This is a genomic window from Roseovarius sp. BRH_c41 (genome assembly GCF_000961715.1).
In the GTDB taxonomy this organism is placed as follows: Bacteria; Pseudomonadota; Alphaproteobacteria; order Rhodobacterales; family Rhodobacteraceae; genus Roseovarius.
The window spans coordinates 88,106-112,448 of the sequence record NZ_LADY01000059.1; the positions used below are offsets into that span (position 1 = coordinate 88,106).

At 62.2% G+C, this 24,343-nt stretch carries 22 protein-coding genes; 12 read left to right on the forward strand and 10 right to left on the reverse strand.

The window, feature by feature from the left end; all coding sequences use genetic code 11:
* Positions 1-4: 4 nt before the first annotated feature.
* Entirely contained in the window at positions 5-586 is a 582-nt protein-coding gene (locus tag VR71_RS18220; RefSeq protein WP_045686051.1) for a DUF1285 domain-containing protein, read from the reverse strand.
* A 69-nt stretch (positions 587-655) separates the two neighbouring features.
* On the opposite strand from VR71_RS18220, the gene VR71_RS18225 reads away from it, so the two are divergent.
* The 4 genes from VR71_RS18225 to VR71_RS18240 are packed head-to-tail and all read left to right on the forward strand — an operon-like array spanning position 656 to position 7,347.
* The gene (locus VR71_RS18225) at positions 656-1,663 is read left to right on the forward strand and encodes a MoxR family ATPase (protein ID WP_009816648.1); all 1,008 of its coding nucleotides are present in this window, start codon (positions 656-658) and stop codon (positions 1,661-1,663) included.
* A 1-nt stretch (position 1,664) separates the two neighbouring features.
* Positions 1,665-2,549 carry a DUF58 domain-containing protein gene (locus VR71_RS18230; RefSeq protein WP_009816647.1) on the forward strand — a complete coding sequence of 295 codons (885 nt, stop codon included), beginning with the start codon at positions 1,665-1,667 and terminating at the stop codon, positions 2,547-2,549.
* Positions 2,546-5,302 (forward strand): DUF4159 domain-containing protein, encoded by a 2,757-nt coding sequence (locus tag VR71_RS18235; RefSeq protein ID WP_296430566.1) that lies wholly within the window; start codon positions 2,546-2,548, stop codon positions 5,300-5,302. The genes VR71_RS18230 and VR71_RS18235 overlap by 4 nt, the downstream gene beginning before the upstream one ends.
* On the forward strand, positions 5,299-7,347 hold the full coding sequence (locus tag VR71_RS18240; protein WP_045686053.1) for a glutamine amidotransferase: 2,049 nt from the start codon (positions 5,299-5,301) through the stop codon (positions 7,345-7,347). The genes VR71_RS18235 and VR71_RS18240 overlap by 4 nt, the downstream gene beginning before the upstream one ends.
* A gap of 21 nt (positions 7,348-7,368) precedes the next feature.
* Here VR71_RS18240 and VR71_RS18245 read toward each other — a convergent pair whose 3' ends face one another.
* On the reverse strand, positions 7,369-7,728 hold the full coding sequence (locus tag VR71_RS18245) for a hypothetical protein (protein ID WP_045686054.1): 360 nt from the start codon (positions 7,726-7,728) through the stop codon (positions 7,369-7,371).
* A gap of 36 nt (positions 7,729-7,764) precedes the next feature.
* A complete protein-coding gene (locus VR71_RS18250; protein ID WP_045686055.1) occupies positions 7,765-8,484 on the reverse strand; it encodes a DUF599 domain-containing protein in 720 nt (239 codons plus the stop codon).
* An 83-nt stretch (positions 8,485-8,567) separates the two neighbouring features.
* Here VR71_RS18250 and VR71_RS18255 point away from each other — a divergent pair, with 83 nt between their 5' ends.
* The 6 genes from VR71_RS18255 to VR71_RS18280 all read left to right on the forward strand — a co-directional run bounded on the left by VR71_RS18255 (position 8,568) and on the right by VR71_RS18280 (position 14,836).
* Positions 8,568-10,001, forward strand: a complete 1,434-nt coding sequence (locus tag VR71_RS18255) for an FAD-linked oxidase C-terminal domain-containing protein (RefSeq protein WP_045686056.1) — start codon at positions 8,568-8,570, stop codon at positions 9,999-10,001.
* Positions 10,002-10,061: 60 nt separating this feature from the next.
* The gene (gene glcE / locus VR71_RS18260) at positions 10,062-11,207 is read left to right on the forward strand and encodes a glycolate oxidase subunit GlcE (protein WP_045686057.1); all 1,146 of its coding nucleotides are present in this window, start codon (positions 10,062-10,064) and stop codon (positions 11,205-11,207) included.
* Between the two features lie 21 nt (positions 11,208-11,228).
* Complete coding sequence (gene glcF, locus VR71_RS18265) at positions 11,229-12,551, forward strand: glycolate oxidase subunit GlcF (protein WP_045686058.1); 1,323 nt, start codon at positions 11,229-11,231, stop codon at positions 12,549-12,551.
* A gap of 65 nt (positions 12,552-12,616) precedes the next feature.
* Positions 12,617-13,420, forward strand: a complete 804-nt coding sequence (locus tag VR71_RS18270) for a trypsin-like serine protease (RefSeq protein ID WP_045686059.1) — start codon at positions 12,617-12,619, stop codon at positions 13,418-13,420.
* Positions 13,417-14,229 carry a trypsin-like peptidase domain-containing protein gene (locus tag VR71_RS18275; protein ID WP_045686060.1) on the forward strand — a complete coding sequence of 271 codons (813 nt, stop codon included), beginning with the start codon at positions 13,417-13,419 and terminating at the stop codon, positions 14,227-14,229. Before VR71_RS18270 ends, VR71_RS18275 begins: the two co-directional genes overlap by 4 nt.
* A 139-nt stretch (positions 14,230-14,368) precedes the next feature.
* On the forward strand, positions 14,369-14,836 hold the full coding sequence (locus tag VR71_RS18280) for an Hsp20 family protein (RefSeq protein WP_009816637.1): 468 nt from the start codon (positions 14,369-14,371) through the stop codon (positions 14,834-14,836).
* A 49-nt stretch (positions 14,837-14,885) separates the two neighbouring features.
* On the opposite strand, the gene VR71_RS18285 is transcribed toward VR71_RS18280, so the two are convergent.
* Together VR71_RS18285 and VR71_RS18290 are read right to left on the reverse strand one after the other, a co-directional pair.
* Positions 14,886-16,121, reverse strand: a complete 1,236-nt coding sequence (locus VR71_RS18285) for an META domain-containing protein (protein ID WP_045686061.1) — start codon at positions 16,119-16,121, stop codon at positions 14,886-14,888.
* 73 nt (positions 16,122-16,194) lie between these two features.
* The gene (locus VR71_RS18290) at positions 16,195-17,667 is read right to left on the reverse strand and encodes an NAD-dependent succinate-semialdehyde dehydrogenase (RefSeq protein ID WP_045686062.1); all 1,473 of its coding nucleotides are present in this window, start codon (positions 17,665-17,667) and stop codon (positions 16,195-16,197) included.
* 90 nt (positions 17,668-17,757) lie between these two features.
* Here VR71_RS18290 and VR71_RS18295 point away from each other — a divergent pair, with 90 nt between their 5' ends.
* On the forward strand, positions 17,758-18,546 hold the full coding sequence (locus VR71_RS18295; protein WP_045686063.1) for an alpha/beta hydrolase: 789 nt from the start codon (positions 17,758-17,760) through the stop codon (positions 18,544-18,546).
* A gap of 87 nt (positions 18,547-18,633) precedes the next feature.
* Complete coding sequence (locus tag VR71_RS18300) at positions 18,634-19,866, forward strand: MFS transporter (protein WP_009816633.1); 1,233 nt, start codon at positions 18,634-18,636, stop codon at positions 19,864-19,866.
* Here VR71_RS18300 and VR71_RS18305 read toward each other — a convergent pair.
* The 5 genes from VR71_RS18305 to VR71_RS18325 are packed head-to-tail and all read right to left on the reverse strand — an operon-like array spanning position 19,863 to position 24,257.
* Positions 19,863-20,786, reverse strand: a complete 924-nt coding sequence (locus VR71_RS18305; protein ID WP_045686064.1) for an alpha/beta fold hydrolase — start codon at positions 20,784-20,786, stop codon at positions 19,863-19,865. The genes VR71_RS18300 and VR71_RS18305 overlap by 4 nt on opposite strands.
* On the reverse strand, positions 20,783-21,700 hold the full coding sequence (locus VR71_RS18310) for an ornithine cyclodeaminase family protein (protein WP_045686065.1): 918 nt from the start codon (positions 21,698-21,700) through the stop codon (positions 20,783-20,785). The genes VR71_RS18305 and VR71_RS18310 overlap by 4 nt, the downstream gene beginning before the upstream one ends.
* Positions 21,701-21,715: 15 nt before the next feature.
* Positions 21,716-22,687, reverse strand: a complete 972-nt coding sequence (locus tag VR71_RS18315) for a DMT family transporter (RefSeq protein WP_045686066.1) — start codon at positions 22,685-22,687, stop codon at positions 21,716-21,718.
* Between the two features lie 9 nt (positions 22,688-22,696).
* Positions 22,697-23,149 (reverse strand): YaiI/YqxD family protein, encoded by a 453-nt coding sequence (locus tag VR71_RS18320; RefSeq protein ID WP_009816629.1) that lies wholly within the window; start codon positions 23,147-23,149, stop codon positions 22,697-22,699.
* 22 nt (positions 23,150-23,171) lie between these two features.
* Complete coding sequence (locus VR71_RS18325; RefSeq protein WP_045686067.1) at positions 23,172-24,257, reverse strand: CaiB/BaiF CoA-transferase family protein; 1,086 nt, start codon at positions 24,255-24,257, stop codon at positions 23,172-23,174.
* Between the last annotated feature and the right edge of the window lie 86 nt (positions 24,258-24,343).

Here is a 24,343-nt window from a genome sequence, read left to right on the forward strand (position 1 = left end):
GCGGCTAGGGTAGGTCACGCTCGGGGATGATCCTGAAAAACTCGCCTCCCGACCAAAGGCCAAACCAGCCATCGACCCGGTCACCAATCTCGACCAAACGATAAAAGCTTTTGCGGTCGATCAACGCTTCAAGATTGGCGCGGATCAACACATAAGGGGCGGGCTCTCCGGTCTCGGGATCACGCTCGACCCGGATGGGATGTTCGGGGCCCGCGTTCGCGTGATCGCCGACATTCGTCTCAAACCGCAAACTCTGCTCCGGTCCGGCGCCATCGACCTCGAAATCCACGGCGATGAATGGCGCGTCATCGACGGTGATTCCGACCTTTTCGACAGGGGTGACCAAAAAGTAATCGTCCCCATCGCGGCGCAGGATGGTGGAAAACAGCCGAACCAATTCGGGCCGCCCGATCGGGGTTCCAAGGTAGAACCATGTGCCATCCCGTGCGATCCGCATATCCAAATCACCGCAGAATGGTGGAGTCCACAGATGAACGGGCGGCAGACCCTTACCTTTCGCGCGAACGGCGCGCGCCGTGGCGGCAAGTCCCTCGGCTGACGGGGTTGTGACGGAATCTTTGCTCATTGCTTTTGCCATTTCTGTCTCAAGCTATACACTCTATCTATAGGATATAGTTCTGACAGGAGTTTTGCCATGACCGATGACACCGATCTCTTGGCTGGGCTAGAGGCGCTCGAAGGGAAACTGGCCCAAGCACGCGACTCGATCACCCGGCGGTTCATCGGGCAAGAGCGGGTGGTCGATCTCGCACTGTCAGCTCTCCTTTGTGGTGGGCATGGGCTTCTGATCGGCTTGCCCGGTTTGGGCAAGACCCGTCTGGTCGAGACTTTGGGCACGGTTATGGGCCTGCATGCCAATCGGGTGCAATTTACGCCTGATTTGATGCCCGCGGACATTCTCGGCAGCGAAGTTCTGGAAACCGCCGAAGACGGCAGACGGGCGTTCAAATTCATTGAAGGCCCAGTTTTTTGCCAGCTTTTAATGGCCGATGAGATCAACCGCGCCAGCCCTCGGACCCAATCCGCCCTGTTACAGGCGATGCAAGAGCGAACCGTGACCGTGGCAGGTGTAAGCCGCTCGCTCGGGACGCCGTTTCATGTGTTGGCCACCCAGAACCCGATTGAGCAAGAAGGCACCTATCCGCTGCCCGAGGCACAGCTTGACCGCTTTTTGGTGCAGATCGAGGTGCCCTATCCGGACCGCGACACAGAGCGTGCGATCCTCTTGGCCACAACGGGCGCAACCGAAGAAACGGCTCACGGCGTATTCACCCCATCCGAATTGATCGCGGCGCAGCAGATGTTGCGGAGAATGCCGGTGGGTGAAAAAGTGATGGAGGTTATTCTCGATCTGGTGCGTGCCTGCCGTCCCGAAGACACAAGCGCTGCCGAAACGGTGCGTCAGAGTGTGGCTTGGGGTCCGGGGCCGCGCGCCGCGCAGGCGCTGATGCTGACAGTGCGCGCACGGGCGATGTTGCAAGGGCGGCTTGCGCCGGATGCCAGCGACGTGGCCGCCATGGCACAGCCGGTTCTTGGGCACCGCATGGCCCTCAATTTCGCGGCCCGTGCGCGTGGCGATAGCCTTGCGGCGTTGATTTCCCGGACGGTCGAAGACGTAACCCACGTGCAGGCTGCCGCCTGAGATGAACGCCCCCTCCCCAAACACCCTGCGCCCGCGCGCCGAGGCAGAGGCCGCCCGCCTGCCCCCACTTTTGGCGCGCGCAGAGCTTTTGGCGCGCACGGTGCTCTTGGGGGAACATGGCCGCAGGCGGGCAGGGGCGGGTGATGATTTCTGGCAATACCGCCCGGTCCAGCCCGGTGACAGCCGTCGGATGATCGACTGGCGGCGTTCGGGACGCTCAGACGTGCAATTCGTCAAGCAGAGGGAATGGCAGATCGCGCAGAGTGTGATGCTCTGGGTCGATCCCGCCGCATCAATGCGCTTTACCAGCGATAAAAGCCTGCCCGACAAGGCAGACCGCGCACGCCTTCTGGCTCTCGCGATGGCCTTGCTCTTGGTGCGCGGTGGCGAGCGGGTTGGGCTAACCGGCACCGCCTTGCCGCCCCGGCGTGGTCAGGCGCAAGTGACGCGGCTGGCCGAGGCGCTCTTGCACGAAAGCGACGAGGATTATGCCAGCCCTGAGATGTCCGGGCTTATCCCACATGGTCGCGCGCTCCTGATATCGGATTTCATGGGTGATCTCTCACCACTGCGCGGCGCACTGACCGCCGCGGCGGATCGGGGCGTGCGCGGACTGCTCTATCAGGTGCTCGACCCCGCAGAAGAGGCCTTTCCGTACACAGGCCGCACGATTTTCGAAAGTGTCGGCGGCACTTTGGCGCATGAGACTCTCAAGGCGGGAGATTTGCGTGCGCGCTATCTGGAACGCCTCGCACAGCGCAAAGACGAACTCGCCACGCTCTGCACGGCGACAGGTTGGCGCTATGGCTGTCATCACACCGGAGAGAGCGCTCAATCGGCGCTCTTGTGGCTGCATGGCGCGATGGCCGGGGGGTCGGGCGCATGATTCTGGGTCCCATCGGTTTTGCGGCACCTTGGCTTCTTTGGGCACTCGTCGCCCTGCCGATCCTCTGGATCATCCTGCGCGCCGTGCCGCCCGCGCCGATCCGGCGGCGATTTCCCGGTGTTGCGCTTCTCTTGGGTCTCAAGGACGAAGATAGCGTCAGTGATCGCACGCCTTGGTGGCTCTTGCTTCTGCGGATGTTTGCGGTCGCGGCTGTGATCGTAGGGCTGGCCGGGCCTGTGCTTAATCCGCGCGACGAAGGTGAAGGGCGTGCTTCGGGGCCGCTCCTGATTCTGCTCGATAGCAGTTGGGCCGGTGCGCGGGACTGGGCGGCTCAGATGGGTGTGATTGACGCGATGCTCGCCGAGGCCGGGCGCGACGGGCGACCGACGGCGTTGATGCAACTGAGCAAGGCCGAAACGCCCGTGTTTCAAGCTGCCGAAACCCTGCGCAGCCGGGTGCCGGGGCTGACACCCGCTCCTTGGGCGATTGGAGACGACGTTTTAGAGCGCGCCGCGGACATGTTGGGCGACGGTCAGTTCGAGACGCGCTGGTTCTCGGACGGGCTGGCGCAACCGGGACGCACTGAATTTTTGGAGGTTTTAGAGGCGCGTGGTCCGGTGACCGTGCATGAAAGCGCGCGCCCCGTCCTTGCGCTCACCCCACCCGTGCTGGAGGACAGTCAGATCGTGCTGCGCGTTCTGCGTGCCGCGCCAGCACCCGAACGCGACATCACGGTGAACGCCCATGGTCTTGACCCCGCCGGGGTCTGGCGCATTCTGGCGAACCTGCCGCTCAGATTTGACGAAGGGGCAGTCGAGACAACGGGTGCATTGTCCTTGCCACCGGAACTGCGCGCCCGCGTCACACGCTTTGAAATTGCGGGCGAGGCTCAGGCCGGTGCCGTGACCCTGACCGACGACGGTTTGAAACGCCGTGAGGTGGCCCTGATCGCAGGCCGCGAGGATCGTGAGGGCCTGGAACTCTTATCGCCGCTTCACTACCTCCAGCAGGCGCTCAGCCCGACGGCCGATTTGCTGGAGGGGGGGCTGATGGATGTTCTGCCTGCGAATCCGGACGTGATCGTTCTGGCGGACGTGGCGACGTTGTCAGGTGCCGAACAGGCGGCTCTGCTTGAGTGGACCAACGAGGGGGGGCTTCTCCTGCGGTTTGCGGGGCAACGGGTGGCCGCGAGCGATGTGTCGCGCAGCGACGAAGATCCGCTCATGCCCGTACGTTTGCGGGCGGGTGGACGTACGGTCGGTGGCGCGATGAGCTGGGGCGAACCCAAGGCCCTTGCCCCCTTTGTCGAGGGAAGCCCGTTCCAAGGACTTGCGATTCCGTCCGATGTCACCGTTAGCGCGCAGGTCATGGCGCAACCCGATCCAACTCTGGCAGACCGGGTGATTGCCCAATTGACCGATGGCACGCCTTTGGTCACGCGCAAGCGCATCGGCGCGGGGCAGGTGGTCTTGTTTCACGTCACCGCCAATGCAGAATGGTCGAGCCTGCCGCTCTCTGGTCTCTTTGTCCAGATGTTGGAGCGGTTGGCGGTTTCTTCGGCCATGGCCCCGCCTGATGCAGCAGAACTTGAAGGCACCATTTGGCAACCCCTCGAAGTGCTCGACGGGTTTGGACGGCTGAAGGACGCGGACAATCGCCCCGGCGTGCCGGGAGAGAGACTGCTTGAGGCACCGCTTGGCCCCGATCTCTTGCCGGGTCTCTATGACGGGCCAGAGCGAAGCGTTGCACGAAATGTGATTGCGGCAGACACGGTGCTGACCCCGATGGAGTGGCCCGCTCGCGTCACGGTCGAGGGGCTTGAACGTGCGCCTGAAACACCTCTGGCGGGTTGGCTCTTGGCCGCAGCGCTCCTTTTGCTGACGGCGGACATTCTGGCGTCGCTGGCCCTTTCAGGGCGACTTTGGCCTGCGCGCGCGGTCGCTCTGCTGGCACTCACGCTGAGCCTTGGTGCGGTGCAAGAGGCGCGAGCGCAGGATGATGCCCGCGCAATTCTCGCAACAGAGGAACTGGCGCTCGCGCATGTCCTCACGGGAGATGCGCAGTTGGATGACACCGCCCGCGCTGGGCTCCGTGGTCTCGGACAAGTGCTCAATTTCCGGACCTCTGTAGAGCCGGCAGAGCCGATTGCCGTCGATCTTGAGCTGGACGACCTGACGTTCTACCCGATCCTATACTGGCCGATCAGCGCCAATCAGCCGACTCCCTCAGCGGAGGCATATGTCAAGTTGAACGACTATTTGCGAAATGGTGGTCTAATTCTCTTTGATACGCGGGATGCTGATATCGCAGGATTTGGTGCGGCCTCGCCAAATGGCGCGCGTTTGCAACGATTGGCGGCGCCCTTGGATATTCCACCGCTGGAGCCGCTTCCCGAAGATCATGTTCTCACACGAACTTTCTATCTCTTGACCGACTTTCCGGGCCGTCACATGGGCCGCGCCGTGTGGGTAGAGGCGGCACCTCCTGATGCCGAACAGATCGAAGGCATGCCATTTCGCAACCTGAACGATGGTGTGACGCCTGTGGTGATCGGTGGCAACGATTGGGCCGCTGCCTGGGCGGTGAACGAGCGCGGCGATCCGATGTTTCCGGTGGGCCGAGGCTATGCGGGTGAGAGGCAAAGGGAACTGGCCTACCGCTTTGGTGTCAATTTGGTGATGCATGTGCTGACAGGTAACTACAAATCTGACCAGGTGCATGTGCCTGCCCTTCTCGACAGGTTGGGCCAATGACCGCAAGTGTGATCTTTGCTCCTTTTCTTCCGGTTTGGTTGATTGCAGGGCTGGCGATCATCGTGGTCGCGGGTCTGGTGTTGGCGATTTGGAAGGGGCTTGCCGGTTGGCCGCTTCGGGCGCTCGCGGGGCTGGTTATACTCGCGGCGCTCATGGGCCCCGCCTATCAACAAGAAGAGCGCAATCCGCTCAGTGATATCGTGCTGATCGTCGAGGATGAAAGTGCCAGTCAGGGACTGGCGGACAGGGCGGCGCTTACACGAGAGGCCGCAGAGACGCTTGCAGCCCGTCTTGAGGCGCGCACCAACACGGAAGTACGCCGCGTTCGAGTGCCGGACGCCCCGGACAATGGTGGCACGCAGGCTATGACCGCATTGGCGCAGGCGATGGCCGAAGAACCTCTGGGTCGAATCGCCGGCGTGATCATGCTCTCGGATGGGCGCATTCACGACGCAGAGCGTGCGCCGGATATTCCCGCGCCGCTGCATTTTTTGCATACAGGCCGCGAGGGCGATTGGGATCGGCGGCTGAAGATCGACAACGCGCCCGCCTTTGCCATTCTAGGCGAAGAGGTGCAGATGACGCTGACGGTAACCGACGAGGGGGCTGCGCCCGAGGGCGTCACCAATGTACCGCTCGATATCTCGGTGGATGGTGAGGAATCGCGCCGCTTTGAGGTTCCTTTGGGTCAAGAAATCACCTTGCCGTTGATCCTCCCACACGGGGGCCGCAACGTGCTGCAATTCTCGACCCCTGCCGTGCCAGGCGAGTTGACTGAGCGCAACAACACCGTGCTGGTGCAGATCAACGGGGTACGCGACCGGCTCAGCGTGCTCTTGGTCTCTGGTCAGCCGCATCCCGGAACCCGCACGTGGCGCAATCTTCTCAAATCCGACAGCTCGGTCGATCTGGTGCATTTTACCATCCTGCGGCCGCCGGAAAAGCAGGATGGCGTGCCGGTGCGGGAATTGTCGCTGATTGCCTTCCCGACCCGCGAGCTGTTTCTGGAAAAGGTTGATGATTTTGACCTGATCATCTTTGACCGGTATCGGCGGCGCGGTATTTTGCCGAACGTCTATTTGGAGAATATCCGGCAGTATGTCGAAAATGGCGGTGCCGTCCTCTTTGCGGCCGGTCCGGATTTCGCCGGGGCCGAGAGCATCTATCGCGGTCCGTTCGAAGCCATCGTGCCCGCTCGCCCAACTGCCCGTGTCATTGAGGAAGGGTATTTGCCCAAGGTTACGGATCTGGGCGCGCGGCATCCGGTTACCGCAGGGCTGGAGCAGGAGTTTTCCGGTGAATGGGGTCGTTGGCTGCGCCAAATCGAGGTCAATCAGACCGCAGGTGACGTGGTGATGTCTGGTGCGGATGATCGGCCCTTGCTGCTGTTGGACCGCGTGGGTGAGGGGCGCGTGGCGCTCTTGGCCTCGGATCATGCATGGCTCTGGGGGCGTGGCTTTGAAGGCGGTGGACCGCAACTCGAATTGCTACGACGTCTGGCGCATTGGATGATGAAAGAGCCGGAACTGGAGGAAGAGGCGCTCTGGGCAGAGGCGACAGGTCAGCAAATGCGAGTCATTCGCCGCTCGCTTGAGGACACTGTTGGTCCAGTGACCATTACAACACCTTCGGGCGAAGTCATCGAACGCTCGCTTGACGAAGTGTCGCCTGGACGGTTCGAGACCGTCTACGATGGACCAGAGATTGGTCTCTATCGGTTGGAGAACGATGATCAACGCGCGGTCATTGGCCTTGGCCCCGCGTCGCCGGTGGAGTTTGAGCGTACAATCGCCAGCGCCGAAGTGCTGCAACGCTCGGTGGATGCCACCAATGGCGGGGTGTGGGCATTGCAGGACGGCGTGCCTGCGATCCGTGACATACGCGAAGGGCGTCCGGCTGCCGGGCGCGGTTGGATCGGTATCACGCCACGCGGTGCCTATGAAACCCAAAGCCTGCGCCAGATGGACATCTTGCCGCCTTGGCTTGTTCTGTTGCTGGTGTCTGGGCTGATCCTGGCTGGCTGGCTAAGAGAGGGGCGGCGGTGAAATCGAGGTGAGCAATGGCGGTCAAGGCTCCAACGCGACACGAAAGACCTCGCTGTTCCATCCATCAACCGAGCAATGGGCCCGCACAAAGATTTCTTGCGCGCCGTCTGGCAGCGCCAAGTCATTCAACGACCGGGTAAAGGGCTGCTCCTCGACATGTGGATGATGCAGCAGGCGATAGCCCAGCCGATTTCCCTCGGCGTCAAGCACTTCCCATCCATCGACGTAATGATCCCATCCGGTGTCAGGGTGCATGAGTGTGACCGCCACCTGTAGACCCGTGCCGGATTTTTCGACACGCACTCCCAGAATTTCTGGCTCATGGGCGAGCAGGGGACCGGCAATTAGAACGGCGGCGAAGGTTAGGCAAACATGTCTCATGCAGGAGAGTATAACTTGCCCCGCAGCAAAACACAGTCACGTCTGAGTGTGGCGGTCCGTCACATCCGGTTGCATGAGCACCACGCGGGACTGAGAGGCGAATTCCCGACGCAACAACACGAGGCAAGTCACTGTCGTGCCCCCAATCAGCGCGATCGGGCCGAGAAGCCAAGCCGCCGCGGTCAATGCGAAATAGATCGCCCTAAGGCCACGATTGAAGCCGCGCGCCGCCGTGATATTGATCTCTGCGGCCTTGCGCGCACGCGGCAGAGCGGCGGGATCGGTGGGGTCATTGGGCACAGCGGCCATGATCACGGCGCAATAGCCAAAGAGGCGATTGGACCAGACAAACTTGAGAAAGGCATTGGTGAGAAAGATGAGGATCACGAGGATCTTCACCTCCCACACAATGACCGGTACGGTTGCCGGGGTCAGATCGTCTGCAATCCCCATCACCCGATCCAGATCGCCCAGCATCGCTAGCGCCCCGCCGATGGCGATCAGTGTGGCCGAGGCAAAGAACGCAGTACCCTGTCTCAGGCTCGCCAGAAGCTGAGCATCAAAGATGCGCGCGTCGCGGGCGTCCATCTGCACCATCCACTCGCGCCGGTACTGAGCCATGAGCGCCGTGACCGACGGGCGTTTGCGGGGCGGGTTCTCGATCATCAGGCCAAGCAGAAGCCATCCCCCGACCAATGCCCCGAGTGCTACGGCATCCAGACCGTTGAAATGTGTCAGTTGATCCATCCAAATCATTGCATCACGCTATCCTTGAGAGGTTTAACTTGCCAGATGCAAAAATTGGTTATATTTTATTACCAATCAGAGAGGAACATATCATGGAAATGCCCGTCCCCCGTCCAGAGATTCTGGCGCGCAAGGCTGAACTTGTTCAACGTTTGCTCGAAGTTCTGCCCGCAGATGCGGTGATTTCCGATCCGGCCGAGACACGGGCCTATGAATGCGATGCCCTCACTGCCTACAAGTGTCCGCCACTGGTGGCGATTCTGCCGGGATCGACCGAAGAGGTCGCAGCCGCCCTGCGCATCTGTCACGAGATGGGTGTGCCTGTGGTGCCTCGTGGTTCAGGCACATCGCTGGCAGGTGGAGCATTGCCGACCGCCGATAGTGTGATTCTCGGGGTGGCGAGACTGAACGAGGTTTTGGAAACCGATTACGACAACCGCTTTATCCGGGTGCAGACCGGGCGCACCAATCTCAGCGTGACGGGGGCAGTCGAAGAGTATGGCTTTTTCTATGCGCCTGATCCGTCGAGCCAACTGGCGTGTGCAATTGCGGGCAATATCGCGATGAATTCGGGCGGGGCGCATTGTCTGAAATATGGGGTCACAACCAACAACCTGATGGGTGTGACCATGGTTCTGATGGATGGCACCGTGCTGGACCTGGGCGGCGCACATCTGGAGGCCGAAGGGCTGGACCTCTTGGGGATCGTCTGCGGTTCCGAGGGGCAATTGGGCGTCGTGACCGAGGCGACGCTGCGCATCCTGCGCAAGCCCGAGGGTGCGCGGCCTGTGTTGATCGGGTTCGATTCGAACGAGGTGGCGGGTGCCTGTGTCAGCGACATCATCAAGGCGGGCGTGCTGCCGGTGGCGATTGAATTCATGGACCGCCCCTGCATCGAGGCAACCGAGGATTTCGCCAAGGCAGGCTATCCGATGTGCGAGGCGCTGCTGATCGTCGAAGTCGAAGGCTCGGACGCCGAGATTGACGAGCAACTGGGCCTGATCGAAGACATCGCGCGGCGGCATGATCCGGTGGAATTCCGCCAGAGCCGTTCGCCCGAGGAAAGTGCGGCTATTTGGCTGGGGAGGAAATCGGCCTTTGGCGCGATGGGGCAGATCAACGACTACATGTGCCTTGATGGCACTATCCCGGTCAGCCAATTGCCGCATGTTCTCAAGCGGATTGGTGAATTGTCCAAGCAGTTTGGACTTGATGTCGCAAACGTCTTTCACGCCGGTGATGGCAATATGCATCCTTTGATCCTGTTCGATGCCAATAAGCCCGGTGATCTCGAATTATGCGAAGATCTTGGCTCTGAAATTCTCAAACTCTGCGTTGAGGTCGGCGGGTGTCTGACAGGTGAGCATGGCGTGGGGATCGAAAAGCGTGATCTCATGTCGCATCAATACGCACCCGAAGATCTGGAGGCGCAGATGGCCGTCAAGGATGTGTTTGACCCCAGATGGTTGCTCAATCCGGCCAAGGTCTTTCCGCTGGCCTCCTCTGACGCACGGCGTGCGGCCTGACAGATCAAGTCGGGCGCGCGGCTCCCGGTTCCCCAAAGTATTTTACCAAGAAGTAGCAACATGACACCGAACACCGAGGCGGACCTCGCCGAGATTATCCGGGGTGCTGAAGGCCCCTTGCGCATCGAAGGCGGCGGAACGCGTCCTATTGGCGCGCTGTCAAACGGCGCACGGCTGAGCACGTCCGCATTGTGCGGCATCGAACTTTATGAGCCCGGCGCGCTGACATTGGTGGCACGAGCGGGAACGCCCCTCTCTGAGATCGAAGCAGCATTGGAGGCTGAAGGACAGCGGCTGGCCTTCGAGCCGATGGATCACCGGGGCTTGCTGGGAACATCTGGCACGCCCACAATTGGGGGCGTTGTTGCCGCCAATGTCAGCGGGCCACGCCGGATTCAGGCAGGTGCGTGCCGCGACTTTCTGCTGGGCGTGCGATTTGTCGATGGGCGCGGGCAGATTGTAAAGAACGGCGGTCGGGTGATGAAGAATGTCACTGGCTATGATCTGGTCAAACTGATGGCGGGCAGTTTCGGTACGCTGGGGGTGCTGACTGAGGTCGCGCTCAAGGTCTTGCCGCGTCCGCGCAGCATGGGAATGCTGCGGATCGAGGGGCTGAGCGATGCCGCTGCCGTGGCGGCGCTTTGCCGCTCTCTGGCGTCGCCCTATGAGGTAACAGGGGCCGCGCATCTGCAAGAGGGGCCGGATGGCACGTCGTTGACGATGATCCGGCTGGAAGGCTTTGAAAATTCGGTCGCCTACCGCGCCGAGGCACTGACACGCCTCTTGGCCGAGTTCGGCGCTTGCAGCTTTGAGGCGGACACCGACAAGACCGCTTCCGAGTGGGCCTACATCCGCGATGTTGGACCGTTTCAGAAACAGGCGGGCAATGTCTGGCGCTTGTCGGTGAAACCCACCGATGCGCCGGGGATTGTGGCGGACCTTCCGGGTGCGCGGGCGTTTTACGATTGGGGTGGCGGGTTGATCTGGCTGTTGGCCGCCGAGGGATCGGGGCTGAGTGCCGCTAGAATCCGCAGCGCAGTGGCGGCGCGCGGTGGCCATGCGACGCTGATCCGCGGGGATTGCAGCCAAGGTGCATTTCCCCCCCTGCCTGCGCCGGTTGCGGCGTTGCAAGAAGGGCTGCGGTTCAAATTTGATCCAAGGCAAATTCTGAACCCCGGGCTGATGGCCACGAGTGCAGCCGTTTGAATGGCGGGAAAGTAGAGATAGATGAAAACCGAATTCACCGCCGAACAACTTGAAAACCCCAAGATTGCCCGCGCCAACGAGATCCTGCGCTCTTGCGTGCATTGCGGGTTCTGCACCGCCACCTGTCCGACTTATCAGGTTCTGGGTGATGAGTTGGACAGTCCGAGAGGGCGGATTTACCTCATCAAGGATATGCTGGAAAATGACCGCGTGCCGGATGCCAAGACGGTCAAGCATATTGATCGCTGCCTGTCCTGTCTGGCCTGCATGACGACCTGCCCCTCTGGCGTGCATTACATGCATCTGGTGGATCAGGCGCGGGAGTATATCGAAGAGCGCTACAAGCGTCCCTTGGGGGATCGCGCGCTGCGCTGGATTCTGGCGCGTATCCTTCCCTATCCAACGCGGTTCCGGTTGGCTTTGCTTGGGGCCAAGATCGGGCGGCCTTTCGCGCGGCTGATGCCCGATGCGCGGCTGCGCGCGATGCTCGAGATGGCCCCCAAACAGGTGCCGCCCGTGAGCCGCAATGACGATCCGCAGAGTTTTGCGCCGCAAGGGACGCGTAAAAAGCGCGTGGCTTTGATGACGGGCTGCGCGCAAAAGGCGCTCAACACCGACATCAACGATGCCACGATCCGCCTGCTCACACGGCTGGGATGCGAGGTGGTGGTGGCCGAGGGGGCGGGCTGTTGCGGGGCGCTGACGCATCACATGGGCAAAACTGATGAAAGCCACGCGACGGCGGCCAAGAATATCAAGGCTTGGGCGAGTGAGATGGATGGCGCGGGCCTTGATGCCATCGTGATCAACACCAGCGGGTGCGGCACCACGGTCAAGGATTACGGGCATATGTTCCGGCACGAGACGCTGGCGCAGGATGCCGCGCGCGTGAGCGAGATTGCCATGGATGTGAGCGAAATCCTGATGCAGCTCGATCTGCCGCAGGGCGAGGACAAGGAGATGGTGATCGCCTATCACGCCGCCTGTTCGCTGCAACATGGACAAAAGATCAAGACCTTTCCCAAGGACCTGCTCAAGCGGGCCGGATTTGCGGTGGTGGAACCGGCAGACAGTCATTTGTGCTGTGGATCGGCGGGCACCTATAACCTGATGCAGCCCGAGATTTCCAAACAGCTCAAGGCGCGCAAGGTGCGGACGCTGGAGGCGAAAAAGCCTGATGTGATCGCGGCGGGCAACATCGGCTGCATGATGCAGATCGGTTCTGGCACCGGGATTCCGGTGGTCCACACGGTCGAGTTGCTGGATTGGGCCACGGGGGGCCCGAAACCGCCCGCCATGAGCCGCGCGGCCCAAGGGATGACCGGGGTTCCGATCCTGCGCTGATCCGGTCATAATCTGGCCCAAAACGCTTGCTATCCGGCAAGTGTCTGGACCCGGTCGGAGACCTCATGCTGCGCCTTATCATCACCCTTCTGTCAGCCTGCATCGCAGGCGCGTCGATGGCGCAGGACAGCCGATTGCAACGCTTGGATGTCGGCGACGAAGCCCGCCAGTGGGAGGCTGTGGGGCGGCTGGAATTGGGCGGGCGCGGGTTTTGTACCGGGGCGCTGGTGGCCCCCGATCTGGTGCTGACGGCGGCGCATTGCCTCTTTGACAAGGAAACCGGCGCGCGGCTCGATCCAGCGCGGATCGAGTTCATGGCCGGGTGGCGCAATGGCCGCGCGGCGGCCTACCGCTCGGTGCGCCGTGCGGTGACACATCCCGACTATGCACCGGCGACCGATGTGACCGCAGATCGCGTGCGCAACGACGTCGCGCTGCTCGAATTGTATCACCCGATCAACAACACGCGCGTGACCCCGTTCGAGACCGACGAGCGCCCGCGCAAGGGACAAAAGATTGGCGTTGTCAGCTATGCCCGCGACCGATCCGAGGCGCCTTCGCTGCAAAATATCTGCGAAGTTCTGGCGCGTCAGGATGGCGTTCTGGTCATGTCCTGCGATGTGGATTTCGGATCCAGCGGGGCGCCGATCTTCAGCTTTGAAGGCGGGGTGCCGCGCATTGTCTCGGTTGTCTCGGCTATGGCTGAGGTCGAGGGGCGCAAGGTATCGCTGGGCACACAACTGACCGATCCGTTACGGGTGCTGCGCGCGACGCTGGATGAGGGCGGCGGCGTGTTTCAGGACGCAGCGCCCAAGATGTTCACCTCCGGTATCCGCCGCGATACCGGCGCGAAATTCGCCAAGCCATGAGAGGCTGGCGCGCCTGTCTTGTGGCGCTCGTTCTCAGCGCATCGGGCGCTATGGCGCAGACAAGCGGCCTTATTCGACTGACCGACCGCGACGATCTCTTTGGGTGGGAGGCGGTGGGCCGGGTCGACCTTGGGCGCGATGGCTATTGCACGGGCGTTCTGATTGCCCCCGATCAGGTTCTGACGGCGGCGCATTGTGTCTTTGACCGAGCGCAACGTGCGATCCCTTCCGACATCATCCGGTTTCGCGCCGGTCTGCGCGATGGCGTCGTCATCGCCGAGTCTGGCGTGGCACGCTATGTGGTTGCACCCGGATATGATCCGGCGGCAGGGATGCAGGCCGAGAATGTCCGGCGCGATGTCGCCCTGATGCACCTGACCACCCCAATTCCTGCGGCCCTCGCGTCGCCGTTTCACCTTGCGGCCACCCCTGCGCCGGGACAGCGGGTCAGCGTCGTTTCTTATGGCCGGGACCGAGACAAGGCCCCGTCATGGCAGCGTGATTGCGGTCTCTTGTGGCGGTCCGAGGGGGTCATGGGGTTTGATTGCGCAGTGATCAACGGCTCGTCCGGCGCGCCGGTCTTCGCGCGGGATGGCGGGCGGGTGCGGATCCTGTCGCTGGTCAGCGGTGGCAATTGGGCCGGCGGCGAAAGCCGCGCCTATGGCATGGACCTGCCCGACCTCGTGGCGCGGCTGAAAAAGGATCTGCGTGCGGCGGCCTCGCGCCCGCTTGCGGCAAACCCGGGGTTCCGGCGCGTGACGGTGGGCGGGGATGCGGCGACCTCTGGGGCGAAGTTTGCGCGGCCCTAAGCGCACGGGCTGGGGTCTTGACAGCCGCTAGAGCACTTCCCAAATCACAGGTGTTCCGGTGCCGCAGGACGGGCCGGACGTATAGCCTGTCCCCACAGGGGAAGGCGCAACTTTGGTATCGCTCAATGGAGGATGACCCATGCGTAATTTTGACCTAGCTCCGCTTTATCGTGCCACGGTCGGTTTCGACCAGATCGCTGATCTCTTGGACCGCGTGATGGCCAGCGATGTGACACAGCCGACCTATCCGCCTTACAATATCGAGAAAACCGCCGACGATGCCTATCGCATTTCGATTGCGGTGGCTGGATTTGCCGCTGATGATTTAGGTGTCGACGTGAAGGATGGCTCGCTTGTCGTCTCGGCGCGCAAAAGCGACGAAACCGAAGGCCGCACCTATCTGCATCGCGGCATCGCCACGCGGGCTTTTGAGCGTCGTTTCCAACTCGCCGATCATGTGCGCGTGATGGGGGCCACACATGCCGACGGGATGCTGCACATCGACCTGCGCCGCGAAGTGCCCGAAGCACTCAAGCCGCGTCGTATCGCGATTGCCAGCGGCGACATTGTCACCAAGGATGTGGTGGACGCCGACAAGGTGAACTAAGCGCCTCAAGCCAAGCTCGGTCAGACCCCTCTGGCCGAGCGTTGGCTGTTCAGGGACGCCGCGCTTCGATCAGCAGGCTGTCTTCGGACCCACCGATCAGGTGCAATGCGCCATCCTCGGTGATATCGAATCGCGCCACCTGTTCCAACGCATCGAGCATGCGGCGCTCTTGGTCCATCAGCGGTTCAGGGCAGGCCATCAATGTGCTGCCCATGGAGCCAAAATGCAGCCCCTCACCAGTCAGTGTGTAGCCCCCGACCAAACGGTTGCAGCCTGTGCCGCCGGCCAGCCGACCCGGTGCCGTGAAGTTCAGGGATAGCTGCTCTGGCTCGATCAACTCTGCATCCCCCAAGGACATGACCTGCCAGGTTGATCCAACCAACAAGTCCTCAGGCGCACCACCGCAGCCTTGGAACGTTCGTCCGCCAAGGTTCAGGGCCGCCGCGTCTGGATGCGGCATGCCAGTGGCATCGTCCCTGCAAATCCCCTCGCGGATCGTCAGGCGTGCCTCGACATCGGACATATCAAACACGTAGGCGCCGGGCAGGACCTGCACATCGGGACGAGGAAGAGTGTGGGTGATCTCACCGTAATCTGCGGTGATTATGGCGGTATCGTTTAACACGACGGACCACCCGGGCTCATTGCCTCCGGCACGATAGATCTGCTGTTGCGGTGGCGGTGCCTCCTGACATTCGGGCAGATCCCGTCCTTCTAACCGGACCATGGCCTTGTCGCCCTTGTTCCAAAATTCCGTATCCCGGTCTTTGATGCCCTCAAATCGCGCGCCAGAGGCGGATACCGCCTGTTTCATAGGAATATCTCGCCCCTCGGCGCGCAGGACAATTTCATTCCCCAACATGCCAAAGGAAACTGTGGTATCCCCACAGATAAAATCGACGGCAAAGGCCAGTGCCGAGACCGGCTCCAGAATGAGTGTGCCGAGGTCGACCGGTTCCGTCCCAGCTGCAAAGGGCAGGTCCCGCAGAATCCAACGCGGTTGGTTATGTACCCGGATTACCGCGCTCAGCCGTCCCGATAGATCGGCAGGCACCGTCATTTCAAACGGTAACGGCACCTGTTTGCCATCCGCGTCAATCGTCACTTCACCCAGCATGGTTCCGAAACGCCCTTCGGCCACGACGACGGCGCGAGCGTCGGGAGGCAAGGCGATGCGTTGCAGATAGCCAAGACCGCCAGAGACTGTGCGCGTCTCGTCCTGTGCCTGTGCCACGACCGCAGACAAGAAGGTCAGAAAACTGGCCAAAAGGATCGAGCGGGGCATCGCCTGCCTCCTTTGCAACTAGAGTTGCGGGCATCCTAGCGATTGCCCCGCCTTTGGTCGAGTACCGCTTTGGTCAGATGCTCATGCAAATGTATTTCATTTCGAGGAAGTCCTCGATCCCGTGATGACTGCCTTCGCGGCCAAGCCCGGATTGCTTGACGCCGCCAAAGGGGGCAACTTCGGTCGAGATAATCCCGGTGTTGACGCCGACGATCCCGTATTCCAGCGCTTCGGCCACTTTGTAGACGCGGCTGAGATCCTTGGCATAGAAATAAGAGGCCAGTCCAAAGATCGTGTCATTGGCCATGGCGATCACATCGTCCTCTGTCTGGAACTTGAAGAGCGGTGCCAGCGGACCGAATGTCTCGTCAGTCGCAAACTGCATATCTTGCGTGCAACCAGTGACGATGGTGGGGGGCAGGAAATACCCCGCACCCTGCGTCGGCTCTCCACCACCGAGAATGACCGTGGCACCTTTGGCCTTGGCGTCGGCCACATGTTCCTGAACCTTGGTGATGGCATCGGCGTTGATGAGCGGTCCAAGGGCTACGCCCTCGTCCATGCCGTCGCCCATCTTGAGCTTTTCGACTGCCGCCTTCAGCTTGGCGGCAAAGGCGTCGTAAACTCCCGCCTGCACATAGATCCGGTTGGCGCAAACACAGGTCTGACCATTGTTGCGGAACTTGCAGAGGATCGCGCCCTCGACTGCCGCATCGAGATCGGCGTCGTCGAACACGATGAACGGCGCGTTGCCGCCCAGTTCCATCGAGCATTTCATCACCTGACCGGCGGCTTGTCGCAAGAGGATGCGCCCCACCTCGGTCGAGCCGGTAAAGGTGATCTTGCGCACGGCCGGGTTCTCGCAGAATTCCTTGCCAATCTCGGAGGCGCGCGACGAGGTGACGATGTTGAACACCCCCGCCGGAATGCCTGCGCGCTCTGCCAAAAGGCCCATCGCGGTCGCAGAAAGCGGCGTTTCCGCAGCTGGGCGGCCAACGAAAGAGCATCCCGCCGCCAGCGCCGGGGCCGCTTTGCGCGTGATCATCGCGTTGGGGAAGTTCCATGGCGTGATGGATGACACGACACCGATCGGCTGTTTGATCACCGTGATCCGTTTGTCACGCTGGTGACCGGGGATTGTCTCGCCATAGATCCGCTTGGCTTCTTCGCCAAAGAATTCAATGAACGCCGCGCCATAAGCGACCTCGCCCTTGGCCTCTGCCAGTGGCTTGCCTTGCTCTGAGGTCAGGATAACGCCCAGATCGTGCTGGTTCTCCATCATCAGGTCAAAGAAGCGGCGCAGAACGGCGGCGCGTTCCTTGCCGGTCCATTTCGCCCATTCCTTTTGTGCGGTCTCGGCGGCGGCAATCGCGCGCGCTACCTGCGCGCGGCTGAGGTCGGCCACATGCGCGATGACCTCACCGCGTGCCGGGTTGGTCACCTCAAAGGTGCCATTGTCGCCATCCACCCACTCGCCATTGATATAGGCCCGTTCGCAGAGCAGGCTGGGGTCCTTGAGCATGGATTTCAGGTCGGTCTTGGTCATGGCGTTTCCTTCTTGGCATGGCTTTTGGTCTCGCAAACACAGACCAGCTTGGGCTAGGAATGTCTAGGGCCAGATAAGGGAGAATGCGCTGTGGAACTGGACGATGCCTATGCCAATGTACCTTATATTCCCGGTGGGGCCCAGTATCCGGCGCGCTGGACCGTCGCGGCCGAGGCGTTCCGCGCCCGACTAAGCGCAGAGCGGCGTGCCGAGCTTGGCCTGCCCTATGGCGACGGCAAGCGGCAGGCCTTTGATCTCTTTCACCCCAAGGATACGGCGCGGGGGCTCTGCATCTTTGTGCATGGCGGCTATTGGTTGCGCTTCGATCGGTCCTTTTGGTCCCATCTGGCAGCGGGGGCGCTGGCGCGAGGCTGGGCGGTGGCGATGCCGTCCTATGACCTCTGCCCGGAGGTGCGTATTTCGGACATCACCCGGCAGATTGCCCGTGCGGTTTGCGTTCTTGCGGCGCAGAGCAACGGGCCGATAGCCCTCGTCGGGCATTCGGCGGGCGCGCATCTGGTGGCGCGGATGGCGGTGCCGGGGGTTCTTCCCAGTGATGTGGCGGCGCGGTTGAGCCGCGTCATGCCGATTTCCCCGGTGTCGGACCTGCGGCCATTGCTGCAAACCTCGATGAACGAACACTTCCGGCTTGACCGGGCGGCGGCAGAGGCTGAGAGCCCGGCGCTCATGCGGCCTCGGCCCGTGCCGGTCACGGTCTGGGTCGGCTCTGACGAGCGGCCGGTGTTTCTGGATCAGGCGCGGTGGTTGGCAGAGGCGTGGAACGCGGGCCATGAGATTGCCAAGGGGCGGCACCATTTCGATGTGATCGAGGCCTTGGCCGATGGGGATAGCCGTATGGTGTCGCAACTCCTGAGGTGACGCAGAACGTGATGACCCCCATCACAAAGCGTGAATTGACGCCCCCGTGCATTTCCGTAATCTGCGTCAACATCGCGCGAGGACAATATGCTGAAATCCAAACCTCTGATTACCCCCGTGCTCGTTGCGGGCTGCGTGATCATTTTGATCTCCTTTGCGATCCGCGCATCGTTCGGCGTGTTCCAGATTCCGATTGCGACCGAGTTCAACTGGCCTCGCGCCGAATTTTCACTCGCCATCGCCATTCAGAACCTTGCGTGGGGCATTGGTCAGCCCATCTTCGGCGCGCTCGCGGAAAAAATCGGCGACCAAAAGGCGATCATTCTGGGCGCGCTGACCTATGCGGCGGGTCTGGTGCTATCGTCCTTTGCCGTCACGCCCGAGGCGCATCAGATGTATGAAATCCTCGTGGGGTTTGGCATCGCGGGCACCGGCTTTGGCGTGATCCTCGCCGTGGTGGGGCGGGCAAGCTCGGACGAGAACCGCTCGATGAGCCTCGCCATTGCCACCGCTGCGGGATCGGCTGGGCAGGTGTTTGGCGCGCCGCTGGCGGAATTCCTGCTGTCGCTGATGACATGGCAGAGCGTATTTCTCATCTTTGCCGCCGTGATCATCGCTGTCTTGGCCATGCTGCCCCTGATGCGCGCGCCCGAGCCGGTGGGGCGCGCAGTGATCGAGGAATCGATGGGCACGATCCTGCGCCGCGCCTTTCGCGATCCGTCCTTTACGCTGATTTTCTTGGGTTTCTTCAGCTGCGGCTATCAACTGGCCTTTGTCACCGCGCATTTCCCGGCCTTTGTCACCGAAATGTGCGGCCCGATCCTGCCCGGTGGGGCGCTGCATAACATCGGCATCACCACCACCTCGGCGCTGGGCGCTGTGGCGATTTCGATCATTGGTCTGGCCAATATCGCGGGCACCCTCACGGCTGGCTGGCTGGGCAAGCGCTACTCCAAGAAAAACCTGCTGGCGGGCATCTATCTGGGCCGGACCCTGATTGCGGCGGCGTTCATCATGACGCCGATCACGCCTGCGACGGTGCTGCTCTTTTCGGTCTCGATGGGGGCGCTTTGGCTGGCCACCGTGCCGCTGACCTCGGGCCTCATCGCGCATCTTTACGGGCTGCGTTACATGGGCACGCTCTATGGGATCGTGTTCTTTTCCCACCAACTTGGCAGCTTCATGGGCGTCTGGCTGGGCGGCAAGATGTATGATCTCTATGGCGATTACACGATGGTGTGGTGGATCGGCGTTGGGGTTGGCGCATTCTCGGCAATCGTCCACCTGCCGGTAAAGGAACGGCAGTTACAGCCAGCCTAATCGCGCATGAGATCGCGCATGGCGCGCAGCACCTCTTCGCTATGGGTATAGGTCAGACCATGGCCTGCACCCTCGATTACCTCCTGCCGCGCGCTGCGGTTGATCTCAGCCAGACGTGCCATACTGCGCAGCGGGATGATCGTATCCTCGCGCGCCCAGATGGCCAGCACCGGCAGCCGCGTTTTGGCGATATCGGCATGCTCTTCGGTCAAATCCTCGGACACCATCCCACTGATGGAGCGCGCCACGGCAGGCACAAAGCCGCGATAGCGCAGCTGGGCCTGTTGCAGATCGACAATGCCCGGCACGCTGCTGGGCAGGTGCCGCTCTGCCTCGCAGCCCTTGCGAAAGCTGCGCGGGAAACCTGACAGCATCAGCCATTGCGCCAGCGGTCCACCCTGCGCGACCCGTTCGGCCAAGCGCCCCAGATCATGCCCGAGCCCGGCAGGTGCTATCAGCACCAGCGCGCGTAGCTGCTCGGGATGCAGCGCGGCAAAGGCCGTGGCAATCGCGCCGCCCATGGAATAGCCCACAAGCGTAAAATCCCCTGCGATCCCCTGATCCTCGAGCAACTCCTCAAGCTGGGTGATGAAAAAGGCGCTGTCCTGCGGGCCGTCGGGCCGGTCGCTATAGCCGCGCCCATAGAGGTCATAGACCAGCACGCGGTAGCCAAGTTTGCCCAGTCCCGCCGCGATGCCATGCCAGACAAAGCAGGGCGTGGTGAGACCATGCACACAGACCGCCACCGGCCCGCGCGTGGCGCCCAGCCAGCGATAATGGGTCTTGCCGCGTGACAACGTGACGAAATCGCCGGGGGCGTCCTTGCGGAGATGATCGGTCATCGCGGGTTTCATCGCCTCCCGAAGGAATGGGGCCGCGATGGCCAACCCTGCAAGCATGAGCAGTCCGAACCAGATCATGCCACAGCCCTCCAGGCATCGAGGATATAGCGGCTGGTCATCAGATCGAGATGCGCCCCGCCGCCGTTTTTGAAAAGGGTGATCTCCTCGGGCGCGTGCCGTCGAAATCTCTCAGGATCATAGAAATCGGCGATGAGGTGGTCGCGGGTGATCACGCCGCTCGCCAGTGGTGTCATGATCTCACCGATATGATCCACCGTGGTATCGAAACTATCGACAAACACCCGCGCCCGCGCGATGGCCGCATCATCCGCCTCGCGCATGTCAGGCCGATACGCCCCGATCAGATCGAGATGCTGGCCGGGGCGCAGCCAGTCACCCTTGATGAGCGGATCGGTGGACATGGTGGCAGAGGTGATGATATCCGCCGCGCGCACCGCCGTTTCCAGATCCTCGGCCACTGTGATCCCGTGACAGGCAGCGGCCATCGCAGCAGCATTTGCACGGGTTCGGTTCCAGACGCTGAAACGCGCCTGCGGGAAAAGCGCGCGATAGGCCTGCCAGAGCGAGCGACCCACGGTGCCTGCGCCGACAATCAGGATGGTTTCGCTATCGGGCCGGGCCAGCCGCGTGGCGGCATAGAGGCTGTCGCCTGCGGTTTTCCACTTGGTCACAAGGTGGAAATCCACCAGCGCCTCCAGCGTGCCATCGGTATCGGAATAGAGGTTGACCGCCCCGTTGATCATCGGCGCGCCCTGCTCTGGATTGCCCGGAAAGATCGTGGCGGATTTCACGGCAAGTCCCATCCCGTCGATCCATGCCGCCCGGTTGAGCAGCGTATCGCGGCCGCGATAGAGCAGCGTATCGGCAATCTCGGCCTTGGGCAGTCGGTGCCCCGCCTCGAATGCCGCGCAAAGACCCCGCCACTCCAGATGCGCCTCGCCTTGGGCAAAAGGAATGATCGTCAGGCTCATGCGTCTCTCCTGTGTTTAGCGGCGATAGGTCGGGCCCTTGGTGGCCAGCGTCGCATCCTTGACCGACTCGCGCCACAAGAGATAGAGGCCAGAGCCCACAATGAGGGCAATTCCGATCCACGCGGTGGCATCGGGCCAGGTGCCGAACACCGTCACCCCCCACATGATCGCCATCGGCATGGCCACATATTCAAAGGGGGCGGCAAAGGCGGCCTCGGATAGGCGGTACGCCTGAGAGATGAAGAGACCGCCCAACATGCCGGAAATGCCCAGCATGATCAGGATCGGCCAATCCCCTGGATCAGGCCAGACCCAGGCGCGAAACAGGAACTCCAGCGAAGGATGCCCCATCCCGGCAAAACGCCCGTCGCCAAAGCTGAGGCCAATGATCGTGCTGGCGATGATGAATGTCAGTTGGATATAGAACGCCATGGTTGGCGCAGTTTCAGTGCCGCCGATCTTGCGTGCCAGAATGTGCATAACCGCATAGAGAAAGGCCGCGGCAACCGGCAAGAGCGAGGCAAGTTGAAACGCTGCCGTGCCCGGTTTCACGATCACCATCACGCCGAAAAAGCCCACGCCAATGGCGGCCCAACGCCGCGTGCCGACGGTCTCTTGTAGGAACAGCACGGAAAACACCGTGATAACCAAGGGCGAGACAAAGAACACCGCGACCGCATCGGCAATCGGCATCGCCGCCAGCCCGAGAAAGAGACAGGTATTGGCGCTGACCACGCAGAGGCCGCGCAGAAGGTGCATTCTCGGGCGGCGCGTGCGCAAGAGGGCGAGACCGCCCGCAAAGGGCATCACAAAGGCCAGAAAGGCCGCCATGCCCACGAGTGCCCGGATGAACACCACCTGATGCAGCGCATAGCTGTCAGACAGGAACTTGATCCCCACATCGTTGAGGGAAAAGCACAACACCGCCGCAAGCGCATAGGCGGCGCCAATGAGGTTGGAGCGCTGAATAGTGATGGCTGTCGTCATGGGGGTCCTTCAGATGTTACGGGCCGCCGCGCGCACCGCCCGTTCCAGCGCGTCGAGAAAACGCGAGCGGTCGGCCTTTGTAAACCCTTTGCCGCCGCCCTGCCGGAACGGATCGGCGGCGCGCAGGTCGGTCATCAGATCGCGCGTCGCCAGTACATTGCCGATATTGGCACCGGTCAGCGCCTCGCCATTGTGTTTGAGCACCAGCGCGCCAGCCGCCACACATTTCGCGGCCAGCGGGATATCCCCGGTGATCACCACATCCCCCGGCCCCGCGCGCTCGGCAATCCACATATCCGCCACGTCGGGGCCATCCGGCACAATCACCGTCTCGACCAGCGGATTGCGCGACGGGCGCAACCCACCATTCGAGACCACGAACATCCGCAGCCCGTGCCGCGTGCCGACACGCTCGACCTCGTCCTTGACCGGGCAGGCATCGGCATCGACGTAAATGGGCATGGCGTGGTCCTTTAGCAAAGGGTCAGAGTGGAGCGTTAAGCCAGGCGCGAATTTCGGCGCTGTGCTCTCCGCGTGTGGGCGGTGGGGCGATGCTAGGGCTTGCGCCGTCAAAGCGCGGCGCGGGCGCGGGGCACAAGCTGCCGGCCTCCTCCTGCCAGATGCCCCGTGCCGCCATATGAGGATCATGCGCTGCCGTTTCGGGCGACAGAACCGGGGCGACGCAGGCATCCGACCCGGCAAAGACCTCTGCCCAATGCGCCAGCGGGTGCGAGGCAAAGATCGCTGCCAATCTGGCGCCCTGTTCGGGCCATTGCGCACGGTCGTGCTGCGCGGTCATATCCGGTTCGTCCGACAGGCCCAGCCGCGACAGGAATTCCGCGTAAAACTGTGGCTCCAGGCATTGCACCGACAGCCAGCCGCCACAGGCGCAGGCGTAAACGGCGCTCCAATGCGGGCCATCAAGTAGGCTCTGACCGCGCACCATGCTGAGGTTGCCGGTGGGCATCATCGACATCAAGAGCGCCATCATATGCGCCGAGCCATCGACAATGGCCGCATCCACCACGGTGCCCTGTCCGCTGCGCCCGGCGTGGATAAGTCCCGCCAGCAAGCCCGCCACGAGATAGAGCGCGCCGCCGCCGACATCGCCCACGAGAGTCGGGGGCGTCTGGGGTGGTGTGCCGGGCGCACCCGCATACCATAGCGCGCCAGAGGTGGCGATGTAATTGAGGTCATGCCCTGCTTCTTGCGCGCGCGGCCCGGTCTGGCCCCAGCCGGTCATACGGCCGTAGACAAGGCGCGGGTTGGCGGCCTGCATCACCTCTGGCCCCAGCCCCAGACGCTCCATCACGCCGGGGCGGAACCCCTCGATCAACGCATCCGCGCGTGTGATCAGGGCGCGGGCGGTGGCTACATCCGTCGCGGTCTTGAGGTCGAGCACGATGGACCGCTTGCCGCGATCCAAGAGGTTGCGCGCGCCTGCCACCGGATTGCCCGCACCGGGGCGATGGATCACGATCACGTCCGCCCCCATCTCGGCCAGCATCATCGCGGCAAAGGGGGCCGGCCCCAGCCCCTCGAATTCCACCACGCGCAGCCCTGACAGCATCCTAGCCCCAATCTCGTTTTGGCGCAGGGTAAGGGCAGCGGCGCGCGAAGGCCAGATGCCTTGCGCTGCTCCGACTTTCTGCTCCC